This is a genomic window from Archangium sp., from assembly GCF_036277355.1.
Classification (GTDB): domain Bacteria; phylum Myxococcota; class Myxococcia; order Myxococcales; family Myxococcaceae; genus Archangium.
The window spans coordinates 1-21064 of record NZ_DASUNC010000203.1; the positions used below are offsets into that span (position 1 = coordinate 1).

A 21064-nucleotide genomic window follows, 5' to 3' on the forward strand; every position below is an offset into this window, starting at 1 on the left:
CCGCCGCCTTTCCCGTGAGCTGCCCAGACTCCGGGCCAGTCACCAGGGCATCGCTCGTGCGGGCAACGGCATCTTCGTCCGCTACATCGAATATGGGGAACGTCAGCTGCGGTGGATGGACGCCGAGCTGGCCGCCGCCACCCGCCTGGCCACCGCCGCCTCCCAGGTGGAGGACCCGGACATGCATCTGGCCCTGCTGCGACTGGCCGGTCCCCGGCTGGAGGCCGCCATGCTCGGCTCCCTGCTGCTGGCCGTCTGGTTCGACTTCCTCCTCCTCACCGACGACGCGCTCTCCCGCCGCCTCTACAGCGTGGAGTGGTTGTACGTGGACATGGAGCGCTTCCAGACGCTGCTCGAGCCCGCCCTGACGGCGCTCTCCTCGCTGGAGCCCGCGCGGGTGGAGGCGGCGGCGGAGGACATGCCCGCCCTGGTGGGCCACCTCACCCGCGAGTTCGCGGCATTGCGAGAGACCGTGCGCAAGGGAGCGGAGACCCTCCAGAAGATACTGGTGCTCAAGGAGGCCGCGGAGGCGCTCACCCTGGTGTCGGCGCTGAAGTTCACCCTGCCCGCGCTGCGCGCGGCGGCTCCCGTCACGCTGGGCATGGGTTTCATGGTGGGCTCGCACGGAGTGATGATGGGCACGCGCGTTGTCGTCTCCGCCGAGTGGGTGGAGATGATGCAGCGGCTGGTGCGGGCCGGCGTCCTGTCACTTCCCGCCGTCAGCGCGGCGGTACGGATACAGGCCGGCCAGGTGATGATGGCGCACGGGGAGCTGCCGCGCGGCGTGCGCGAGGCCCTGGGCGAGGGGCCGGAAGTGCGCGGCATGCGCGTGACGGACAAGGCGGGAGCCGGCATGGCCGAGCCACCAGGGCACCACGTCATGCCGCAAGAGTTCCGCGAGTGGTTCAACAAGCGCGGCTTCACCGGCGAGATGGATATCGACCAGTTCTGCGTCAGGCTGGAGCAGGCTCATCACCAAGCCATCCATGGTGGGGGGAACTGGAAGCTGGGGCGCACCTGGCCCGGTGAGTGGAACCGGATGATCATGAAGGCACTGCGCGATGCCGAGATCGACGCCGGACGGATGTTGACACGAAATGAAATACTCAAGAACGTCGCGGAGCGCATGAAGGAGTACGCAATCCCGATGAACTTCATCAGCAGGAGAGGGCGATGAGCGACGGACGTGCGTGGCAGGGCAACATCAAGGCACGCCTGTACGAGCGGGTCCGCGAGCGGGGTTACGATTCACTCACCGCCTTCGCCGAGGCTCGCCCTACGGCCTCGTTGGTGGAGCTGGCCGAGGAGCTTGGTCCGGACGATATCGCCGGGGTGCAGGTGTTCAGTGGGTTGCTCGCCGAGGCGGAGCGGCACAAGCAGGTCACTCGTCTGGTGCGCAGTATGCTCGTACGCATGTTGTTCCAGAGCCTCCCTGAAGGCTGGCCGTCCGTCATGGACGACGCAACCCGTGGAGAGATCGCCCTGGCGCTCGGCTCGTGGTCTGCCTACACCCCTGAAACCCATGAGAAGCGCGTCGAGAGGGCCAGAGCAGCACTCCGAGCCACACCGCCACCACCTGGCTGGCGCCCGCTCGGTCCCGACGACGAGCTGCTCCTCACGCTGCTGCCCGACGAAGAAACCTGAACATCCCCACCGCGCATAGGCGCCGGTTTCGGATAGGACAGGGCCCATGGAAACGGGACTGCTGACCTCCCTGGGCCTCTTCGCGGCGGGCGTCGTGCTGCTGCTGCTCGGCGGGGACCTGCTCGTCAAGGGCGCGGTGGCCCTCGCGGAGCGCCGTGGCGTGCGGCCCCTCACCATCGGCCTCACCCTGGTGGCCTTCGGGACCTCGGCCCCGGAGCTCGCGCTCAACGTGGCGGCCGCGTCCGGTGGCGACACGGCGCTGTCCTTCGGCAACATGATGGGCTCCTCGCTCACCAACATGGGCCTGATTCTCGGCCTGTCGACGCTGGTGCGGCCCATGAAGGTACAGTCCTCGCTGCTGCGGCGGGAGCTGCCCGCGCTGCTCGGCGCGGTGGTGGTGCTGCTGGTGCTCGCCCTGCTGCCGCCCATGCTGGAGGCGGAGCGCCCCGGCCTGTCGCGCGTGGACGGCCTGGTGCTCATCGCGGGCTTCGGCCTCTTCCTGGCCATGCTGCTGCGCTCGGCGAGGAAGCCCGCGCAGGTGGGCGCCGAGCTCGCCGAGGACCTCCGGGAGGTGGCGAAGCGCGAGCCCGTCGTCTCGTGGCAGCTCGCCTCCGCCATGGTGGCCGGCGGCCTCGCGCTGCTGGGCTTCGGAGGCAAGCTGGGCGAGATGGGGGCGGTCGGCGCGGCCCGGGCGCTCGGCATGTCCTCGCAGCTCATCGGGCTGACCGTGGTCTCGCTGGCCACCACCATGCCCGAGCTCTTCACCAGCCTCATCGCGATGCGCCGCGGCCAGGCGGACATGGCCCTCGGCAACATCATCGGCTCGAACATCTTCAACCTGCTGCTCATCCTGGGGACGGTGGCGGTGATGGCCACCGTGCCGCTGCCGGCGGGAGGAATGTCCATCCTCCTGGTGCTGCTGGGCTTCACCCTGCTGCTCTTCCCCCTGTCCGTCAGCTTCGACTGGACCATCACCCGGCCCGAGGGACTGCTGCTGCTCGTGCTCTACCTGGCCTTCATGGCCTGGCAGGTGTGGATGGGAGTGAGCGCGGCCACATGAGTCTGCCTTCGCCCCAAGGGCTGCCTGCCGGGCGCTGGTGCTCCAGCCGTGTGGTGCTGACGTGGGCCCTGCTGGTGCTGGGCGGGTGCGCCACGGGCGCGCCGCTGGCCGGGCTGCTCCCCGGACACGGCTCCCGCCGCCTGACGCCCGCATTCTCCACGCATGCGCGCCCGTACGGGCCCGTGGTGGACGCCGTCCGGACGGCGGTGCCGCCCGGGGACTCACCTCCGCCCGACGAGGAGGATGACCCGGAGGACGATGTCGACGAGGGGCTCGGTGCCCCGGCCATGAGGGCGGACGCGCCTGGGGACGAGTCCGGCTCGCGGAGGCGCCGCCCGGTGCGAGGGGAAGACGCGCCGCTGGAGGACGAGGGCCTCGTGGGCTGGAGGGATGGCGTGGGGGACGGGCGCCCCTGGGCAGTGCCCTTCAGCGTGGACCACTTCCAGGGCCTGCTGGTGCAGGTGGGCGTGTCCCCCGAGGTGTTGCCGGAAGACGGCAGCACCCTGTCGCCCCAGCAGGCAATGCGGCTGTTGGGGCACCTGCTGGAGGCGGAGGCGGGACTGGGGGAGTTTCCCCGCCAGCGCATGGCGGCGCACCTGCTGCTGGAGGTGGCCACGGGCGAAAGGCCGGTGACGCGCGAGGAGTTGCACGCGCGCATGGACCGCTTCCACCGGCTGCGGGTGGTGCGCCCGGACGGCTACCTGGTGCGGGCGGTGACGGGCGAGGCGGTGCAGCGGGCCGGCGAAGTGCGGCTGGCCGAGGACGGTACGCTACGGGCGGGCCGCTACGAGGTGGGCCCCTTCTACGCGGTGGAGGACGGGCAACTGTGGCCGGTGGACACGGGGCTGGAGGTGCCCCGTGGCGTGAAGCCCCTCGGCCCCTACGTGCCGGATGACGGCGTGGTGCTGCCCGCGCTGGAGGGAGCGGGGCTGGCGCTGGTGGACACGCTCGAGAGCCTGGGCCAACTCGTGTTCCACCCCGGCGAGAGTCTGGAGGGACTGGCGCGGCTGCCGGAAGCGGTGCGCGTGCTCTTCCAGAACGCGCCCGAGTATCGGGAGGCCTTCCGCCAGAGGCCTCGGGGCGAGCAGGTGCGAGAGGTGTCGCGGCTGCTGGCCAACGTGCTGCTGGCGGTGGGGACGTCGGGAGCGGGGGCGGTGAAGGCGGTGGGGTGGGGCGAGAAGCTCGGCCGGCTGTCGGTGCCGCTGCTGACGCTGACGAAGCGGGGCGAGCTGGTGCTGCGGCTGGTGGCGGTGCCCGGGCGGGCCGTGACGATGGCGGGCCAGGGGCTGGGCGTCACCTGGGGCCTGCACCTGGCCAAGGTGGGCTCGGGCGGAGGTGGCGGCTGGGTGCCGCCGGTGGGCGGGCCGGGGCAGTGGGTGCCCAAGAACGAGCGGATGTCGCCGCGCTCACGCGCCTTCCAGCACAAGGTAACGAAGGCGCCCGCGGGCTGGGTGTACCGCGTGTGGCGCAACGGCGAGAAGGCCGACTTCGATGGCTTCGACCTGAACCAGCGCGTCCTGAAGGAGACCAAGGGCCTGGGCTACGACAAGCACTTCGATGCGGACCTCAAGGCAAGAAAGTACTTCAAGGGGGCCGAGAGGCTCATCAGACAGGCCAGGCGGCAGAGCCGGGTGGCCAACGGCACCCCCATCCGTTGGCATGTCGCGGAACCCAGGATGGTGGACATCCTCAAGGGGTTGTTCCAGAAGGAAAGCATCAGGGGCATTGACGTGGTCTACACACCGCCGTAGCCCTCGGGCGTGTCTCAGACGATGGATACCTACGACGCCGCTGTCTATTGGGGATGCCGGGTGGAGTCCGCGGAGGTGTGTGCCCGACGGGCCGAGACCTTCTTCCGCCTGCTCTCGGAGTGCGATCCCATCTACACCCGCTGGTTCGAAAAAGCGGACTCGCGCAAGAAGGCGCTCCAGCTTCGATTCGAGCCCTCCGCCGAAACATTCACACGCTTCTTCAAGAAGAGGGGATACAGGCTCGGAAATGTCGGCTTCATGCTTGGAGCCTGGACGGGGCATGAAGAGGATGAGCGGGGTGGCGCGGTCAGGTTCACCTGTGGTTATGACGCCGTGGGGTCCTTGAACAATTGTTTGCTCAATCTGCCCAGGGAGGAGCCGGGCTCGGAGCGAGTGCTCACCGTGCCTGTACTGGCCAGACTCCTCCGCGCCATGGTGCTGGCCTGGGAGCCTGACTGTGGTGTCGTCTTCTCGGACGCCTATCAGCGGGTGCGAGAGCATCCCGTGGGCCAGCCCTACACGGGCTGGTTGATGTACTTCTCACACCGGATGGGCGAGGTGCCGCCCCTGCCCGAGCCCGTACGCGTCGAGCCGATGGAGGACCAGGGCTCTCTCATCATCCTCACGCCGGAACGCTTCAACGGACACGAGCCGGCGCACGTCGCCCTGGCCGACCACGTGCGTGCGGTGCTGGACGGTGCTGGGATGCTCAAGAGCCTCTTCTGAGCCGACCCCTGCTTCACCCAGGCGCGCAGCGCACGCGCTCACGTCCCCGCGCGAGGCGGAACGTCCGTCACCCTCGCCCCGGTGAACGTCTCCATCTCGTGCAGCACCCGGAGCGCCGCGTCCACCAGGCCAAATGCCAGCGCCGCGCCACTGCCCTCCCCCAGCCTCAGCCCCAAGTCCAGCAGCGGCCGCTGCCCCAGCAACTCCAGCACCCGCGCGTGCCCCACTTCCACCGAGAGGTGACTCGCCAGCAGGTACGGCGTCACCTGGGGACACAACCTCGCCGCCACCAGCCCCGCCACCGAGGCGATGAAGCCATCCATCATCACCGGCACCCGCCTCGACGCCGCGCCCAACGCCACGCCCGCCAGCCCCGCCAGCTCGAAGCCCCCCACCTTCGCCAGCGCCTCCAACGGCCGCGCCGCCTCCGGCCGGTTCACCTCCAGCCCCCGCCTCACCGTCTCCACCTTGCGCGCCAGCCCCGCGTCGTCCACCCCCGTCCCCCGCCCCACCACCGCCTCGGGCGCCAGCCCCGTGAAGACGCACGTCAGCGCGCTCGACGCCGTCGTGTTCCCAATCCCCATCTCCCCCAGCCCCACCAGCCCCACGCCCTCGTCCGCCAGCCCCACCGCCACCTCCACCCCCACCTCCAGCGCCGCCCGCGCCTGCGCGAGCGTCATCGCCGGCCCCCGCGTGAAGTTCGCCGTCCCCGGCCCCACCCGCCGCACCTTCACCCCCTCCAGCCCCTCCACCGGGTGGCGCACCCCCACGTCCACCACCTCCACCCGCGCCCCCACCTGCCTCGCCAGCGCGTTGATGGCCGCCCCGCCTCTCGCGAAGTTCGCCACCATCTGCCCCGTCACCTCGGCCGGATAGGCGCTCACCCCCTCCTCCACCACCCCGTGGTCCGCCGCCATCACCACCACCGCCTTGCCCGGCAACGGCGGCACCGGCCTGCCCGTCAGCGCGGCGAACCGGCAGGCCAGCTCCTCCAGCCTCCCCAGGCTCCCCCTCGGCTTCGTCTTTTCGTCCAGAAGTGCCTGACACCGCCGCGCCGCCCTGGTGTCCGGCTCGGGAATGGCTGAAAGTATGGAGTCAAACGAAGGCATGGCGTCTCCCCTGGTGGGAGCGCGCGCGCCCTAGCCCGCCCTGGCCCGCCGGGCAATGCATTTTCCAGGCAGGGAAGGCCTGGATGAACTACCTGTCCGGGAGGGAGTACGCGACAGGAAGGTAGAATTTGGGGGACACTGTAGAAATGAAGCCCACTGACGAGGCCACCGAGGCCACCCAAGCGGACAAGTCCAAAGGCCCCCCCCTTGGCGAAGTGTTGGAATTCATGCGCCTGCTCTGGGCGGTGGATCACGGTCTGCAATCCACGTCGAAGCGAATGGAGGCCACGCTGGGGCTGACGGGCCCGCAGCGGCTGGTGCTCCGGCTGGTGGGCCGTTTCCCCGGCATCACCGCGGGACGGCTCGCGCAGATCATGCACGTGCACCCCAGCACGCTGACGGGGGTGCTCAAGCGGATGGAGAAGCGCGGGTTGCTCGAGCGCAAGTCGGATCCGCTCGACGGGCGCAAGGCGCTCTTCGCCCTCACCGACGCGGGCCGCGCGCTGGACGTGCCGTCCGAGGGCACCGTGGAGAGCGCCGTGCAGCGGGCCATCTCCCGCGTGCCGCGCGCCCGCCTGCAGAACGCCCAGGAGGTGCTGATGGCGCTCGCCCAGGAGCTGGGCGCCGGGGAGCCCCAGGACCACCCCACCGGCCACTCGCCCAAGGACGACGAGCAAGGGCCGGCGGGAGACGCGGGCGAGCTGGCCTCCTCGAAGAGCGCCAGCCGCTGAACCCCCCGGCTTCCTGGTCAGCCGTCAAGCTTCCACCGGCGGACACCCGGCACCGGAAGCAACCCCCCCGGTGGACAGGGGGACGCGCCGTGCGCTCGGGCCTGCTACAGATTTGGGAAATAGGCGGCCCGGCCATGGGTTGCCACGCGACCGAGCGGACGTGACAGCGTGAACCTCGAATCCCCGCAAACCCCAGGCGCGGAGCTCCCGCCTCCGCCTCCCCCGCAGCCCCCTGCCCCGCCTCCGGCGCCCGAGGCGGAGCCGCGCTCGCCGGGCGTGGAGCGGCTGCTCGCCGCGGTCCGTGCCCGCCAACGCCGCCAGCTCTGGCTGCAAGGCGCGCTGCTGGGCACCGCCACCCTGCTGGTGCTGGCCGTGGCCGGTGGCTTCCTGGCCCTCGCCGCCCCGGCGGCCGGCCGCTGGTTGCTGCTGCTCTCCCCGGTGGCCGGCGCGCTCGTGGCCTGTGCCTTCGGCGTGTGGCTCTCCCTGCGCACCGTGGGCGATGACCAGCGCACCGCGCGCCTCATCGGCGAGCGCCAGCCGCAGCTGTCCCTGGACGTGCTCGCCGCGGTGGAGCTGTCGCGCGAGCGCGGCCGGCAGCCCCAGCACTCGGCGGAGCTCGCCGAGGCCTTCCTGCGGCAGATGGACCTGCGCGCCGCCCAGGTGGACCCGGGCACGGTGGTGGACTCCACGCGCCTCAAGCACACGGGCCTCGCGGTGGGTGGCGTGGCGCTCGTGCTGATGGGGGTGCTGGGCCTGGCTGGTGCGTCCTGGCGCGCCGGGTGGGACAAGGCGCTCAGCTCCGCGCGGCAGAGGGTGCGGGCAGAGCAGCGCGAGCCCATCACCGGCGACATCGAGCTGACGTACCGCTACCCGGCCTACACGGGGATGGCCCCGCGCACCGTGCCGGGCACCAACGGTGAAATCAGCGCCCCGGCCGGCACCGAGGTGCTGCTCAAGACGCGCTCGGACCGCGAGGTGGAGCGCGCGGAGCTCGTCGTCAATGGCGAGACGCTCCCGCTCACCGTCAACGGCAAGCGCGAGCTCACCGGCACCTTCGTGACGAAGAAGACCGGCAACTACCACTTCGTCTTCTACGGCACGGGCCGCAAGGCCATCGCCACCGGCCCGGACATCCCGCTCAACGTGGAGGCGGACACCCCGCCCCAGGTGACGCTGCTCACGCCCGCGGCGGAGATTGAAATCGACCCGGGCCAGAAGGTGACGCTCAAGTACGAGGCCAGCGACGACTACGGCCTCAACGGCCTGGCGCTCGTGTTCCGCACGCCGGGGGCGAAGGAGGAGACGCGCATTCCCCTGCCCCGCGAGGACGGGCGGCGCGACAAGGGCACCTATACGTGGGACCTGGGCTCGCTGAAGGTGGACGCGGGGGACCGCATCTCCTACTACGTGGAGGCGAAGGACAACGACGCGGTGGAGGGCCCCAAGCGGGGCGTGAGCCGCACGCAGGTGCTGCGCGTCTACAGCGCCGCCGAGCACCGCCGCGCCGCCCTGCAGAAGGCCGAGGCGCTCTGGGGCCGCATGGTGGACCACCTGGCGGACCGCATGGAGGGCCCGGACCGGGACAAGACGAAGGACGTGCAGAAGGTGACGGCGGCGCAGACGGTGGACACCAGCGGGCAGACGCTGGTGACGGACATGCGCGCGCTCGCCCAGGAGCTGGGCCGCGAGCGGGACAACCCCGCCGAGCTCGTCGCGGCGCTCGCCAACGTGGCGCAGACGCTGGGCCCCAGGGTGCGCGCCACCGGGGACCTGCGGCGCATCTACCTGCGCACCCAGCAGCGCCGCACGGGCGGCGATGACTTCGGCACCGGCGCCCGCCTGGGCGTGCTGGTGGAGGAGGAGATCGCCGAGCTGGAGAAGGACATCCTCTACCTGGAGTCGCTGCTGGACCGGCAGAAGCTGGAGGCCCTGCAGGAGCTGGCCAGGCAGCTGGCCTCCGAGCGGCGCGAGCTAGCCAACCTCATCGAGCAGTACAAGCAGAACCCGGACGAGCAGGTGCGCGAGCAGGTGATGCAGCAGATTCAACAGGTGCGCAAGCGCATCGACGAGCTGATGCAGCGCATGGCGGAGATGCGCCAGGGCATCCGGGACGAGCACCTCAACGCCGAGGCCCTCCAGGAGATGATGAAGGACCAGGACATGCAGAGCGCGCTCGACGAGGTGGAGCGGCTGATGCGCGAGGGCAAGACGGACGAGGCGCTCGCGAAGCTTCAGGAGCTGTCCATGCAGATGGACGAGATGCTCAACGGCCTGAACGAGGCGCAGGACGAGTTCGGCAACGAGCAGTACCCGGAGCTGGCCAGGAAGTTCGGCGAGTTCATGGACGAGCTGCAGAAGACGGCGCAGGAGCAGCAGCGCGTGGCGGACGCCACCAAGGCGCTGCGAGACCAGGCGCGGCAGCAGAACAAGGACCGGCTGGCGGAGAAGGGCCGGGGGATGAAGGAGGAGCTGCAGCGCCAGCTGGAGCAGGTGCAGAAGCACTACCAGGAGCTGAAGCCGGACGAGCTCAACAGCCGGGCGTCGCGGCCGCTGGAGGAGGCGCAGGCGGAGCTGGAGAACGCGAAGAACGCGCTGAAGGTGGATGACTTCGACCTGGCGGCGGAGGCGGCGCAGCGGGCGTCGGAGGCGGCGCAGCAGCTGTCCAGCTACGGGGAGCAGCAGCGCGCGCTGGACGAGCTGTACGGCAACCCGGACGACGTGCGCCAGCAGTCGGCGCAGCTGGCCGAGCAGCTGGAGAAGGACGCGAGGACGGTGGAGGACGTGAACCGCAAGCTGCAGTCGCTCTTCCCGCCGCCGGGCTCGCAGATGGGGCAGCAGGAGAAGCAGCAGTTGCAGCAGCTGGCCCAGCAGCAGCAGTCGCTGGAGCAGAAGGCGCGGGAGCTGCGCCAGCAGATGCAGGACATGGAGCAGATGGCGCCCATCTTCGGCCAGGAGGCGGGAGACCAGATGGACGAGATTGGCCGGCGGATGGGCGAGGCGGCGCAGCGGATGCAGGGCAAGGACGCGAACCGGGGCTACGGCGAGCAGCAGGCGGCGCTGGAGGGGCTGAAGCAATTCCAGCAGCAGATGAAGGAGAGCCAGCGGGGCCGGGGCAAGGGGCGCGGACTGCCGTTGCCGATGGGCATGGGCCGGCAGCAGGGCAACGGGCGGGATCCACGTGACAAGGTGGAGATTCCGGACGAGGAGGCGTACCAGGCGCCGAAGGAGTTCCGGAAGGACCTGCTGGACGCGATGAAGGAAGGGACGCCGGAGAAGTACCAGGACCAGGTGAAGCGCTACTACGAGGAGCTGGTCAAGTGATGAACCGGGTTGTCTTCGCCCTGCTGTCCCTGTTCCTCGTCACGAGCGCCCAGGCCCAGGACGCGCTGAAGGCGGAAGCCAAGGAGCGGCTGGGGAAGGTGGAAGCGGCGCTGGACGCCTGGGACGTGCCGGGAGCGCGGCGCGAGCTCCAGGCGCTGGAGGGAATCGTCCCGGAGGACGTCGAGCCGCTCAAATACTTCCAGGGCCGGGTGGCCTTCGAGGAGGGCCGCTACGACGAGGCCATCGAGCTGTTGCAGGCGGCGAACATCGAGGACAAGCCGGGCAGCTACCTGCGGCTGGCCAAGGACACGCGCGCCATCGTGAAGGACTACGCGCGCGCGGAGAGCGAGCACTTCATCTTCTTCTACCCGAAGGGGAAGGACGAGGTGCTGGTGCCATACGCGCTGGAGACGCTGGAGTCCATCCACCGCGCCCTCGCCGAGGACCTCGGACACCGGCCGCCGGGAGGCAAGATTCGCGTGGAGGTGGTGAACAACGCGCGCGAGCTCTCCAAGGTCAGCACGCTCACGTACCAGCAGATTCAGACGACGGGCACCATCGCCATCTGCAAGTTCAACAAGCTGATGGTGACGAGCCCCAAGGCGGTGGCGCGGGGCTACGACTGGCAGGACACGCTGTCGCACGAGTACATCCACCTGGTGGTGAGCCAGATGAGCCACAACACGGTGCCCATCTGGCTGCACGAGGGACTGGCCAAGTTCCTCGAGTCGCGCTGGCGGGGCAAGCCGGGGCTGGCGATGACGCCCTCGACGCAGGCGCTGCTGGGGCGGCGGGTGAAGGAGGACAAGCTCATCCCCTTCGAGAAGATGCACCCGTCCATCGCGATGCTGCCCACGGCGGAGGACGCGGCCACGGCCTTCGCCGAGGTCTACTACGCCATCGACTACGTGTACGAGACGCAGGGCAACAAGGGCCTGCGGGAGATCATCCTCGGCCTGCGGGATGGGAAGCCGGACCGCAAGGCGGTGGAGTCGGCCACGGGGATGTCCTTCGCCCAGTTCGAGAAGAACTGGCTGGCGCACATCAAGAAGCAGCCCTTCCCGCAGGAGCTGCTGCCGCAAGAGAAGGTCGTCCTCAAGGAGAACGCGAAGGAGCAGGACGAGAAGAAGAAGGGGCGGGAGATCTCCTTCGGGGACTTCGCGGAGGTGACGGAGGTGCCGGCGCGCAAGTTCGCGCACCTGGGCGAGCTGATGCGCGAGCGCAACCGCATCAAGGCGGCGGCGGAGGAGTACGCCAAGGCGCACCGGCTGGTGGGCGACAAGTACGAGTCCGTGTCCAACAAGTACGCGCTGGCGCTGCTGGAGCTGCGGCGGCTGGACGAGGCGGAGAAGGTGCTGCGCGGCTCGCTGCGCGTGCACCCGGGCTCGCCGAGCACCAGCGTGCACCTGGGCCGCATCCTGCTCTTCCGCAAGGACTACCCGAAGGCCAAACAGGCCTACCTGGAGGCGCTGGCGGCGGACCCGTTCGACCCCGAAATCCACATCGCGCTCATGCGCATCCACGGGGCACTCGGGGAGACGGCGCTCGTCACGCGCACCAGGGCGGCCAGCGTGGTGCTCACCGGCCTCAAGCCCGAGGATGTGGAGCAGGTGTCCCGCGAGTTCATGCGCGAGGACAAGGAGCTCGTCGAAGGCGAGGCCTCCCTCAACACCCCCGCGGGCAAGGACGCCGCGCCCGCGCCCGCGGCCCCCGCGACGGACGGCGGCAGGTAGCCGACAGCGAGCGAACAAAGACGACTCCTCCAGATGAGCGGGTCCTCCAAGCTCCCGGACATGGTTTCTGTCCACATGGCCCCGGGTGCGCTGGCGCTGTTGGTCGTTGTGCTACAGACGACATGTGCCACGGGCTACCCCATGGGCGGAACGCTGGCGTCAGCGGTCGCCACTGGGGGCAGGTACAGCTCAAGAGGCCAGTGCCAGAGGAGCGCGCGGTTGAGGCTCGGGTGGCGGCCGCAGCCAGAGCCGACGCTCCCAACGAAGACCTGGAGGCCGCGAACGCCGACGCAGAGGAGCGCGAGGGCGCTGGGAGCGCGGCCGAGGGTGGTGGGGCGGCAAATCGGCCGCGCCTGGCCCACCGAGCGAGCGACATAGACGCTCAGGAGGGTTTGGAGGGGAGCGGCATCGGATGGCCGGATGGGGTGAGCGACGGTCGGCCATTCGAGGTGCCCATGACCCTCGACTACTTCCAGGGCTTCCTCGTGCAGGCCGGGGTGCCCATCACCGCGGTGCCCTGGTACGGGCGCACGTTGTCGCCCCAGCAAGCGTTGGAGCTGATGCCCCACCTGCTCGCCACACCGGTGACGCTGGGCAACTTCGGCTTGCGACGCATGGCGGCACACCTGCTCCTGGAGGTGGCCACGGGTGGGGAGTTGGTGACGCGGGACGAACTCCACGCGCGCATGCGGCGCTTCTCGGAGCTGCTGGTGCTGCGCCCTGACGGCTACCTGGTGAAGGCCACTTCAGGAGTAGCGGTCCAGAAGGCCGGGGATGTTGTGCTGGCCGAGGACGGGACGCTGCGCGCCGGGCGCTTCGAGGTGGGTCCCTTCAACGAAATCGACGGCGGGCTCCTCTTCCCGGTGGATGAAAAGCTTGAGACCCCGAAGGGGGCCCGTCCAGCGGGCATCTACGAGCCGGACGACAACCCCGGGCTCGCGGTGGCCGAGGGTGCCGTGCTCGCGGCCGTGGATGTGGTGGAGGGCCTCTACCGGCTCGTCTTCTACACGGGCGAGATGCTCGAGGGGATGGCCCAACTCCCGGGTGCGGTGAGGCAGCTCTACGAGAACTCGCCACAGTTGTGGGAGGAGTTCCGCCACAAGCCCTATGCGGAGAAGGTGCGGACCGTCTCGCGGCTGGCGACGGGCATGGTTCTGACAGCAGGCACCTCGGGAGTAGGGGCAGCGAAGGCAGCATCGTGGGGCGGGAGAATTGGGGCAGGCTCATGCGTGGTGGCCCGTAGAAGGTCACGGTGAAGAACTCATCGCGCAGGCGCATCGACTTTTGTGCCTGCTATACGTAAAGGCCGCCCATCGGGCCTATACTCGTCAGTCCACCATATGAACGAGAACTCCACCGCTGCCGGCGGCCGCGCTACCGAATCGGGCATGGCCTTCCAAGCAGCCGTCACAACTTGGTTCGCCGTCCAGATGCTCGCCGACGTCCCCATCGGTTCGGCCTTCGGTCTGACGGCGGACCTGAAGATTTCCGGCTTCCAATGCGAGACCGGGGACGCTATCGACGACCTCGTCGTGCGGCTCGAAGGCGGCGGGGCGCTCTACGTGCAGTGCAAGACACGGCCGGACCGGCCAGCTCTGGCGAAGGGGCTTGACCAGGTCGTCGACCTGTACGTGCGTCAAAAAAAGAGGAGTCCGTCGCCCACAGGCCAAGTCCGGGCGTTGCTCGCCGTCGCCGAAGACGCGCCTCGCACGCTCGATAAGTTGAATGCGGCTTGCCGCCTCTTCGACCATGGCGGCGCCTGGGGTGACGTGATCGCCCGAGCGACGGCTGAAGGGCGCGATGCCCTGACCCTATTCGAAACCCACGTCCAAGCAGCTTGGCCTACCCATGTAAACGCGCCGCTTGAGGCGGAGGACCTCGTATCGCTCGCGCGCCTGTTCCAGATCCGGCGGTTTCCCGAGGACGCGACGAGCGAGGCATGGCGCACCGGAGTACACATCCTTGGCCGAAGCCTTTATGGCTCCGACGGCGCCGGCGAAGCGCCGATGGCGACCCTCCTCGGGCTCAGCCGTCAGTTCATTCGCACGGGCGCCCCCGTCGATCGTGCTGGCGTGCTACGAGGGCTTCGAGCGGCGGGGCACGTCGACATTTCCGCCCCAGGATTCGACAAGGACATAGAGATACTCCTCGCCTATTCACGTGAGGAACAGAGGCGCCTGAGCAAGCACATGAGCTTGCCAATCGATGGCGGAATCGAAATTCCAAGGGATTGTCTCGCCCCCCTCCGAGCAGCGGCTGAGAGCGGAAGTCTACTCGTCACCGGTGAGCCTGGGGCCGGAAAGACCGGTGTACTGCTGAGGCTTGCGGAGCAGATGGGAAAAGCGCCGGGGCCGGTCCTCTTTCTGTCCGTTGAGCGATTCTCCGGCTTCCGCACGCGGAGCGACTTCCGCAGCGAACTCAAACTGGACCACGATCCGCTGGAGGTCCTGGGCGCATGGCCTGGCACCGACCCTGGATTGCTGATTGTGGACGCCCTTGATGCCTCAAGGGGGGGGCCATCCGAAGCGCTCATCGCGTCGTTCATCGAAGAGGCTGTCCAGAAGCTGGGAGCACGCTGGTCTATCGTCGCGTCTATCCGTAGCTTCGACCTTCGTAACGGCCGCCGATTCCGCGAGATCATGCCCGGCCTGCCTCCCAACCCGAGTTTCGCCGAGCAGGACCAGGGAGGCGTCCGGCATTTCCACGTGCCACGGCTCTCCAGCGGCGAGTTGGCGGCAGTGGCCGCAGCGTCACCAATGCTCCGCGAATTGGAGGCGTCGGCGCCAGACATTCTGAGCGACCTGCTCCGCAACATCTTCAATCTCTCGCTGGCCGCCGAGCTTCTTAGCGCGGGTGAAAACCCACAGTCCATCCGCACCGTAGCCACTCAATCGGAGCTCATCGGCCTGTACGAGGACATCCGGCTCCCAAGCCAACGCCTTCGCCTTGCCGTGAAGGCGGCAGTATCCGCCATGGTCCAGCGCCGACAGCTCACCGTCCGCGCGACCGATATCGAGAACGATGCGGTGGACGAGGTGCGCCAAGCCGGGGTGCTCACATCGGCGGGCGACCGCGTGGCCTTCGCCCACCATGTACTCTTCGATCACATAGCCGCTCGCTTCTATCTTTCGGGTGACGATCCCGGGGCACTGCGCACGCAAGTCACCCAAGATCCTACACTCGGGCTCATGCTTGGACCCGCACTGCGGTTCGCGCTTGAGGAGGTGTGGGAGGCAGATAAGGAGGGACGGCCGAAAACCTGGCGCTTCCTGACGGACCTCGCCGGGGTGTCCGCCCCGGATCCAGTAGTGCTGAGCATCGCCATCAGAACCGCTGCAGAGCGCGTCGCCACACCATCGGACGTCGATGCCCTCTGCACCCTCATTGAGTCCGAGCAGAGATCAGAGGCCGTCGGCCAACTCGTGGGCCAATTGTCACGGTTCGTCGGAATGGCGGCTGGCGAGCATGGCGGTCTCCTATCGTCTGCGGCCGAAGCATGGGCGCGCGTCGCACGCGTCGCTGCGGTGGTCAAAGTTGGTCGGTTGGCGGATGCATCCCGAGTGCTGCTGATGACTCTCGCGGAACGATCCGACCTCTCGGCTCCGAAGGTCTTGAACACATTCGGCGACGCTGCGCGGACTCTCTTGAACACTGCATGGTCACTCTCCCCAGAGCACCCGGCCCTAACCACAGCGGGCATCCGCTTCGTTGCAAGATCCTATGGAACGGATCCCGACGCCTCTCGCGCACTCCTCGGTCGCATACTGGACGACCGCTTCGAGAAGCACGCCTCGGAGGAAGCGCCCTGGCTGGCAGAAGGCGTCACATCGATCATCCCGCACGACCCGGTCTTCGTCGCCCGGATCTACGCGACACTATTCGGGCGCGATGTGACAGACGACGCGATGACCTGGATGGGCGGCTCACCCAGCCGGATTTTGGCGATGACGTCTACCCGTCGGCAGGACTACCAGCACGCCCGCTGGCGTTTGAATAAGGCGCTCGGGTCGTTCCTGAAAACCGCCCCGATGGCCGCCACTGCAGCGGTGATCGGCACCGTTCAGGGGATTGACGCCGCAAAGCGGCGCGGCCTCAGCAGTCCGCAGAAGCTCACGCGATTGAGGATAGGCGAAAAAGACATCCAAGTCTTCGACGATATCCTATCGCTCCAGGATTGGCGAAGGGAGAGCACCCACGAAGAAGAGCCCCTGAGCACCTTCGTAACCTTTCTCCGCACCTGCCCTCGGGAAGCCTTCCGCGAGGCGGTGATGGCTGCCCTCAAGCTTCCCACGAACGCGGCGGTGTGGGCCCGCCTGTTCGGCGTGGCCGCTGAACGCCCCGAGGTTGCTGATGACATGCTCTGGCCGTTGGCAGCAGAGCCGCACTTTACGGCGCTCGAGGGTCTGTATCGCGACGCCGTGAGCTTCCTCTCCGCAGCCTATCCACGGCAGACACCAGAAAGCCGCTCGGCCTTCGAGACTGTGGCTTTGGCGCGAGACCTCTTCCCAAGCGAGCCGGAAGCAAACTGTTGGGACCTAGTCCTCAAACGATTCCTGGCGATCGTGCCTGAGAACCTACTCGTCACGCCCGAGATGCGCACGCGTCGCTCCGAGCTTGCGGCGTTGAACGAACTTAGGGGAAATCCGCCGCGCCTGAGCATAGAGGGCGGATGGAAAGCCTCGCCGGATGATATCGTGGAAAGCCTGCTGCGAAGCGAGGGTGCGGACCTTGAGCGAAGCCCTGACCGCGAAATCCGCGCGGCCAGCCGCCAGCTTGAGGACCACCTGAAGCAGAACGAGCAAGACGCCGACGCCGTCTTCCTTGCGCGGCTCTGGGCCGACATCTTGGACGTTGTCGTGCTCCTCGACAAAGGGGCGGCCCAGGAGCCTCATCCCAGGCTCGTTCATTCAAGCTGGGGAGCGGTCAGCAACGGGGTGGAGCGGCTCGCCAAGAGCATCGCCTATTCGCCAGGAGCCAAGGGGTTACCGGAACTTGATCCTCTGCTCGCCTTGATAGATCGCCTGTCGGCGAGTCCCTATCCCGAGCGTACGGACACTCCGCCAGAGCAAATGGCTTGGGGTAACTGGGATGTTCGCGTCTATGCGGCATTGAGCCTCGTAGCCCTCGCGCCGAGGTTCGCCGGAGAGCGGCCCGACATCGTCAACCGGATGGCAGTATGCCTGCGCGATCCCGCCCCCACGGTACGGCTTCAGGTCACGAAGTCACTGAACGTCCTATGGAAGGTCGCTAGAGAGCGAATGTGGACTCTGGTGGCCGATGTAGCCGACCACGAGACGCACTGGGGAGTGCTCCGCTTCTTCGTCGCTGGATCGCTGCGGGCACTGTCGCGCGCCGAGCCCGAGCGGTGCGCAGAATTCCTCGACCGGGTGCTGCAACGCGATTGGGCCTTGCGCAGGGATGCGCAAAGTTCAAGCCATCATCCCGACGGCGATGCATTCGCGCACTTGGTGGCCTTCCTATACGTGGCCCTCGGCGAGGTTCGCGCTTGGAAGTGGATTGAGCACTGGGCCTCTGACTTGCGCCGTGGCAAGGCTCATATCGCCCCGATGCTGCATGACCTGCGAGAAGTGTTCTTCTTCTCGTACTTGAACGAGCCGAAGCCTGACCAGCTTGAGATGGCATCGCGAGCGCGAAAGCTGCTCGATCTCGTGGTTAGCGCAGCAGTCCGCGCCTTGGATGAGGCCCACCCCCATCTGCTCGGAGCCCCCTCACAGGAAGCAATTGAGACTTGGCGCCCCCTCTATGAGGCTGGCGACCGCGTGATCTACGAAGTCTGCAGTCAATTCTATTTCGGCTCAGGCGCGTTTCGCTCGCCAGGAAACCGCGAAACCAAGATTGGTCTTTCAACTTCTGCAGCCAAGCGGCGCTTCCTAGCCGACCATTCCGCGACTCTTGACGCGATCGCTGCCCATGCCCAAGCCCGCACGGTCCACAATCTCCTTGAGTTGCTCGCGTATCTCGTGGACGGCGACCCTCCCGGGGTGTTCGACCGGGTCGCAAAGCTCCTGCTCGGGCCAGCCGCAGCAGACGGATACCAGTTCGAAGCTCTCGGGCTGGACAGCTTGGTGAAATTGATCCGTCTCTACCTAGCCGACTACCGTGAGATTTTCGAAGATGCCGCGCGCCGTCAAACCCTGGTTGCAGTCCTGGAACTGTTCTCGTCCGTAGGTTGGCCTGAGGCGATGAAGGTACTCTTCGAATTGCCGGACTTGCTGCGATGAGCGAGGAGAGCAGAATCGCTGCTTTTGGAGATGCGCTTCGTACGGCCTTCACCCAGTTCAAGGCCCAAGAGGCGGTAATTCGGCAGCAGGCGACAACTGCCCTGTCGGACAAGCTGATTGTGCCGGGCGATGGCGAGGCGCTACTTGAACGCCGAACACGGCGATTCCTGATCGATCCGATGTTGCGCGCCCTCGACTGGAATCCGGACGATCCCAACAAGGTGACGGAAGAAGCCAGAAGCTGGGCCGAGAATGGGGATCGACTCTATTTCGACTACCTAGGTGTCAGCCAACGCGGCGCGCCGACCCTTCTCGTGGAGGCGAAGGGCGCGGACTCCGTGAGCGCTCGACCGCCGCGAGAGGACAACGTCAGCGCCTCACGGATGCCGCTGCTGATCAGCGAGGCGCTCGGCAAGCTGAAGACCGGTGATAACCCCGGAATTCTGGCGCAATGGGTCGATTGGCTTAAGGACCTTCGCTCCTATGTGACCTCGTTTGGCGAGGCAGAACGCGCAACTCTCAAGCGCGTGGTGATCACGGCCGGTCGCTGGCTCATCATCTTCAGGAATCCCTCAGCAGCATTCATTGATGGTGGGGCACCAGATTGGAGCGAAATTCACTGCTTCGTCTCGCCAGAAGAGATCGTCGAGCGGCACGGCGAAATCCACAAGCTCCTAGCCCGTCGCCGACTCATCAACACACTCCCACTTACAATGAACCTGGGAGAGGCACTGCAGATCCTTAATCCCACTGCCCTGAGCAAAGCCTATAGAGGCGTGGTGGTGGCAACCAGCATGACAGGCAGCAGGCGCAGTGAATTCCCACTGCGCGCCGTCTATCCGGCGATCGTGCTGCTCAGCGGCGGTCGCGCATTCGCGGTGGTCGACTACAACGCGAACCCGGCCATCGAGCCGCGCGACGCTAGTCAGCTCGGCACATTTACTGCTGATCTCACGGCGAAAGGCGAACGATTCCAACAACGCGTGCTGAACGCTTTCAACCGACTCGATCTAGAGATGTCGTCGGCCGTCCACTTCCCCATCAACATTCGGGAGCCGGAGTTCGGGTCGGCATTTGCGCCGGAGCCCGGGTCGACAGATGCGCTCGCCCCGGCGGCGCCAGTCCGACCACAACTGGTACGACAAACGGGAGAGCACAACACACAGCACGAGTTCCTCGTCATCACCGGCCAAGGCTGGTTCTACAAGGCGGCTCCCCCAAAGGGACCGGAATGCGATTTCCACAACTTTCCGATCGCTAAGAAGCGCGGCTTCGCGGGCAGCGACGGGCGGTTCGAACACGTCGCCGACAGCTTCACGCTCTCGGGGGATCCACAAAACTGCCAACACGCCGATCTCCTGGACCTCCGGCGCTCGCGCTGCCAAGTGCTCCAGCTCGAGTCGCACCTGTGCTGTCGAACGTGCATCTTCCACGAGGTCTGCTGGGAAACCACAGAGCTGAACCGGCTTCCCTGCGGAACGTGAGTCCCTCGGGCTCGAAAGCGCTCAGCTGTAAGGAGTCGCATGGAGACACCGCTTGAGCATGGGCTCAGTCGACGGCTAACACGCTCTAAACCCCCGGATATAGTTCCTGTCCACGTCGGACTGATGGAATGTCCACGAAGTTCTTTGACATCGTCGCAGAGCGAATAGAAGGACTACTTCCGGGCGCGAACACGAGCAACTGGTCCGACAGTCAGACCAAATGTAACAGTTCGCGGCCGGAGGGTGCAGCGCGCCAATTCCCCCACATCCATCCATGGCCAATTCATAGTGATGGGTGGACACAATCCATGCCCGGGGGATTAGTGTCCCGCCGCATGAATGCCCGGCTTCCGACCTTCTCCCTCGCCGCCGCCGCCGTATTCCTCCTCGCCTCCCCCGTGGAGGCCAAACCCTACCGGGCCATGGTGACCCGCACCGCCGAGACGACGCGGAGCGGGAACCTGGAGCTCGGCCTGCGCTACCAGGGCTTCTTCAACCTCGAGTCCGAGCGCTCCCTCCCCTACCAGCAGCTCTCCCCGAGCATCCGCTGGGGCATCCTCGACAACCTCGAGGCCAACGTCTATTTCGAGCTGCTCGGGCTCGGCCTGCCCGGCGACAACGACTTCCAGCTGGCCTTCGGTGACATTCCCCTCGGCCTGCAGTGGACGTTCCTGGAGACGCGCCCCTTCGCCCTCGCGGCCTACGCGCGCGTCACCTTCCCCACCGGTCCCAGCAACCAGGACGCCATCCCCCCCAACCTGTCCGATGGCACCTGGGACTACGAGGGCACGCTCGTCGGCGAGCTGCGGGTGAGCAAGGATCTGCGCTTCATGCTCAATGGCAGCTACCTCCACCAGGGCACGCGGGACCGGGGCGCGCTGGCGGACTTCGACGTGCCGGATGCCGTGCAGTTGGGCCTGGCGGGCACGTACAACATCGACAACTTCACCCTGGTGGGCCTGGAGGTCATCGGCCGCATCTACTTCGAGCCCGCCATCACCCCGGTGTGGACGAACAACGCCAACCAGGTGGAGATCATCCCCGTGGTGCGCCGCGAGGTCTTCCCGGGACTGGTGCTGGAAGCGGTCGCCGGCATCGCGGTGACGCCGGACCTCTCCAACATCTACCGCTTCCGCGCGCTGATTGGCGGCACCTACGAGTTCGACCTCGCCTCGGGCCCGCGCCTGCCCGAGGACGATGACGACGACAAGAAGCCCACGCCGAAGAAGAAGAAGCCCTCGACGCGCAAGCGCTGAGCCGGGC

General features: G+C 67.4%; 13 protein-coding genes. 12 read left to right on the forward strand and 1 reads right to left on the reverse strand.

Going from position 1 to position 21064, the window contains the following annotated elements:
• The 5 genes from VFZ09_RS49990 to VFZ09_RS50010 all read left to right on the forward strand — a co-directional run.
• Positions 1-1177 (forward strand): DUF2380 domain-containing protein (locus VFZ09_RS49990; protein WP_329734957.1); only part of this gene is annotated, 1177 nt, incomplete at its 5' end.
• Entirely contained in the window at positions 1174-1644 is a 471-nt protein-coding gene (locus VFZ09_RS49995; RefSeq protein ID WP_329734958.1) for an NUDIX hydrolase, read from the forward strand. The genes VFZ09_RS49990 and VFZ09_RS49995, both read left to right, overlap by 4 nt.
• A gap of 46 nt (positions 1645-1690) precedes the next feature.
• Positions 1691-2704, forward strand: a complete 1014-nt coding sequence (locus VFZ09_RS50000; RefSeq protein ID WP_329734959.1) for a calcium/sodium antiporter — start codon at positions 1691-1693, stop codon at positions 2702-2704.
• Positions 2701-4455 (forward strand): Tox-REase-5 domain-containing protein, encoded by a 1755-nt coding sequence (locus VFZ09_RS50005; RefSeq protein WP_329734960.1) that lies wholly within the window; start codon positions 2701-2703, stop codon positions 4453-4455. Before VFZ09_RS50000 ends, VFZ09_RS50005 begins: the two co-directional genes overlap by 4 nt.
• A 9-nt stretch (positions 4456-4464) precedes the next feature.
• A complete protein-coding gene (locus VFZ09_RS50010) occupies positions 4465-5181 on the forward strand; it encodes an Imm52 family immunity protein (RefSeq protein ID WP_329734961.1) in 717 nt (238 codons plus the stop codon).
• Between the two features lie 38 nt (positions 5182-5219).
• On the opposite strand, the gene cobT is transcribed toward VFZ09_RS50010, so the two are convergent.
• A complete protein-coding gene (gene cobT / locus VFZ09_RS50015) occupies positions 5220-6290 on the reverse strand; it encodes a nicotinate-nucleotide--dimethylbenzimidazole phosphoribosyltransferase (RefSeq protein ID WP_329734962.1) in 1071 nt (356 codons plus the stop codon).
• 146 nt (positions 6291-6436) lie between these two features.
• On the opposite strand from cobT, the gene VFZ09_RS50020 reads away from it, so the two are divergent.
• The 7 genes from VFZ09_RS50020 (at position 6437) to VFZ09_RS50050 (ending at position 21057) form a co-directional block, all read left to right on the forward strand.
• Positions 6437-7021, forward strand: a complete 585-nt coding sequence (locus VFZ09_RS50020; RefSeq protein ID WP_329734963.1) for a MarR family transcriptional regulator — start codon at positions 6437-6439, stop codon at positions 7019-7021.
• Positions 7022-7189: 168 nt separating this feature from the next.
• Positions 7190-10342: a DUF4175 family protein gene (locus VFZ09_RS50025; protein ID WP_329734964.1), complete on the forward strand. Its 3153-nt coding sequence runs from the start codon at positions 7190-7192 to the stop codon at positions 10340-10342.
• Entirely contained in the window at positions 10342-12075 is a 1734-nt protein-coding gene (locus VFZ09_RS50030; RefSeq protein WP_329734965.1) for a peptidase MA family metallohydrolase, read from the forward strand. Before VFZ09_RS50025 ends, VFZ09_RS50030 begins: the two co-directional genes overlap by 1 nt.
• 455 nt (positions 12076-12530) lie before the next feature.
• A complete protein-coding gene (locus tag VFZ09_RS50035) occupies positions 12531-13331 on the forward strand; it encodes a hypothetical protein (protein ID WP_329734966.1) in 801 nt (266 codons plus the stop codon).
• A gap of 84 nt (positions 13332-13415) precedes the next feature.
• Entirely contained in the window at positions 13416-18317 is a 4902-nt protein-coding gene (locus VFZ09_RS50040) for a hypothetical protein (RefSeq protein WP_329734967.1), read from the forward strand.
• Positions 18314-19801, forward strand: coding sequence for a hypothetical protein (locus VFZ09_RS50045; protein WP_329734968.1), 1488 nt, complete (start codon positions 18314-18316; stop codon positions 19799-19801). Before VFZ09_RS50040 ends, VFZ09_RS50045 begins: the two co-directional genes overlap by 4 nt.
• Before the next feature lie 335 nt (positions 19802-20136).
• Positions 20137-21057 (forward strand): transporter, encoded by a 921-nt coding sequence (locus VFZ09_RS50050; RefSeq protein ID WP_329734969.1) that lies wholly within the window; start codon positions 20137-20139, stop codon positions 21055-21057.
• The last annotated feature ends 7 nt before the right edge of the window (positions 21058-21064 follow it).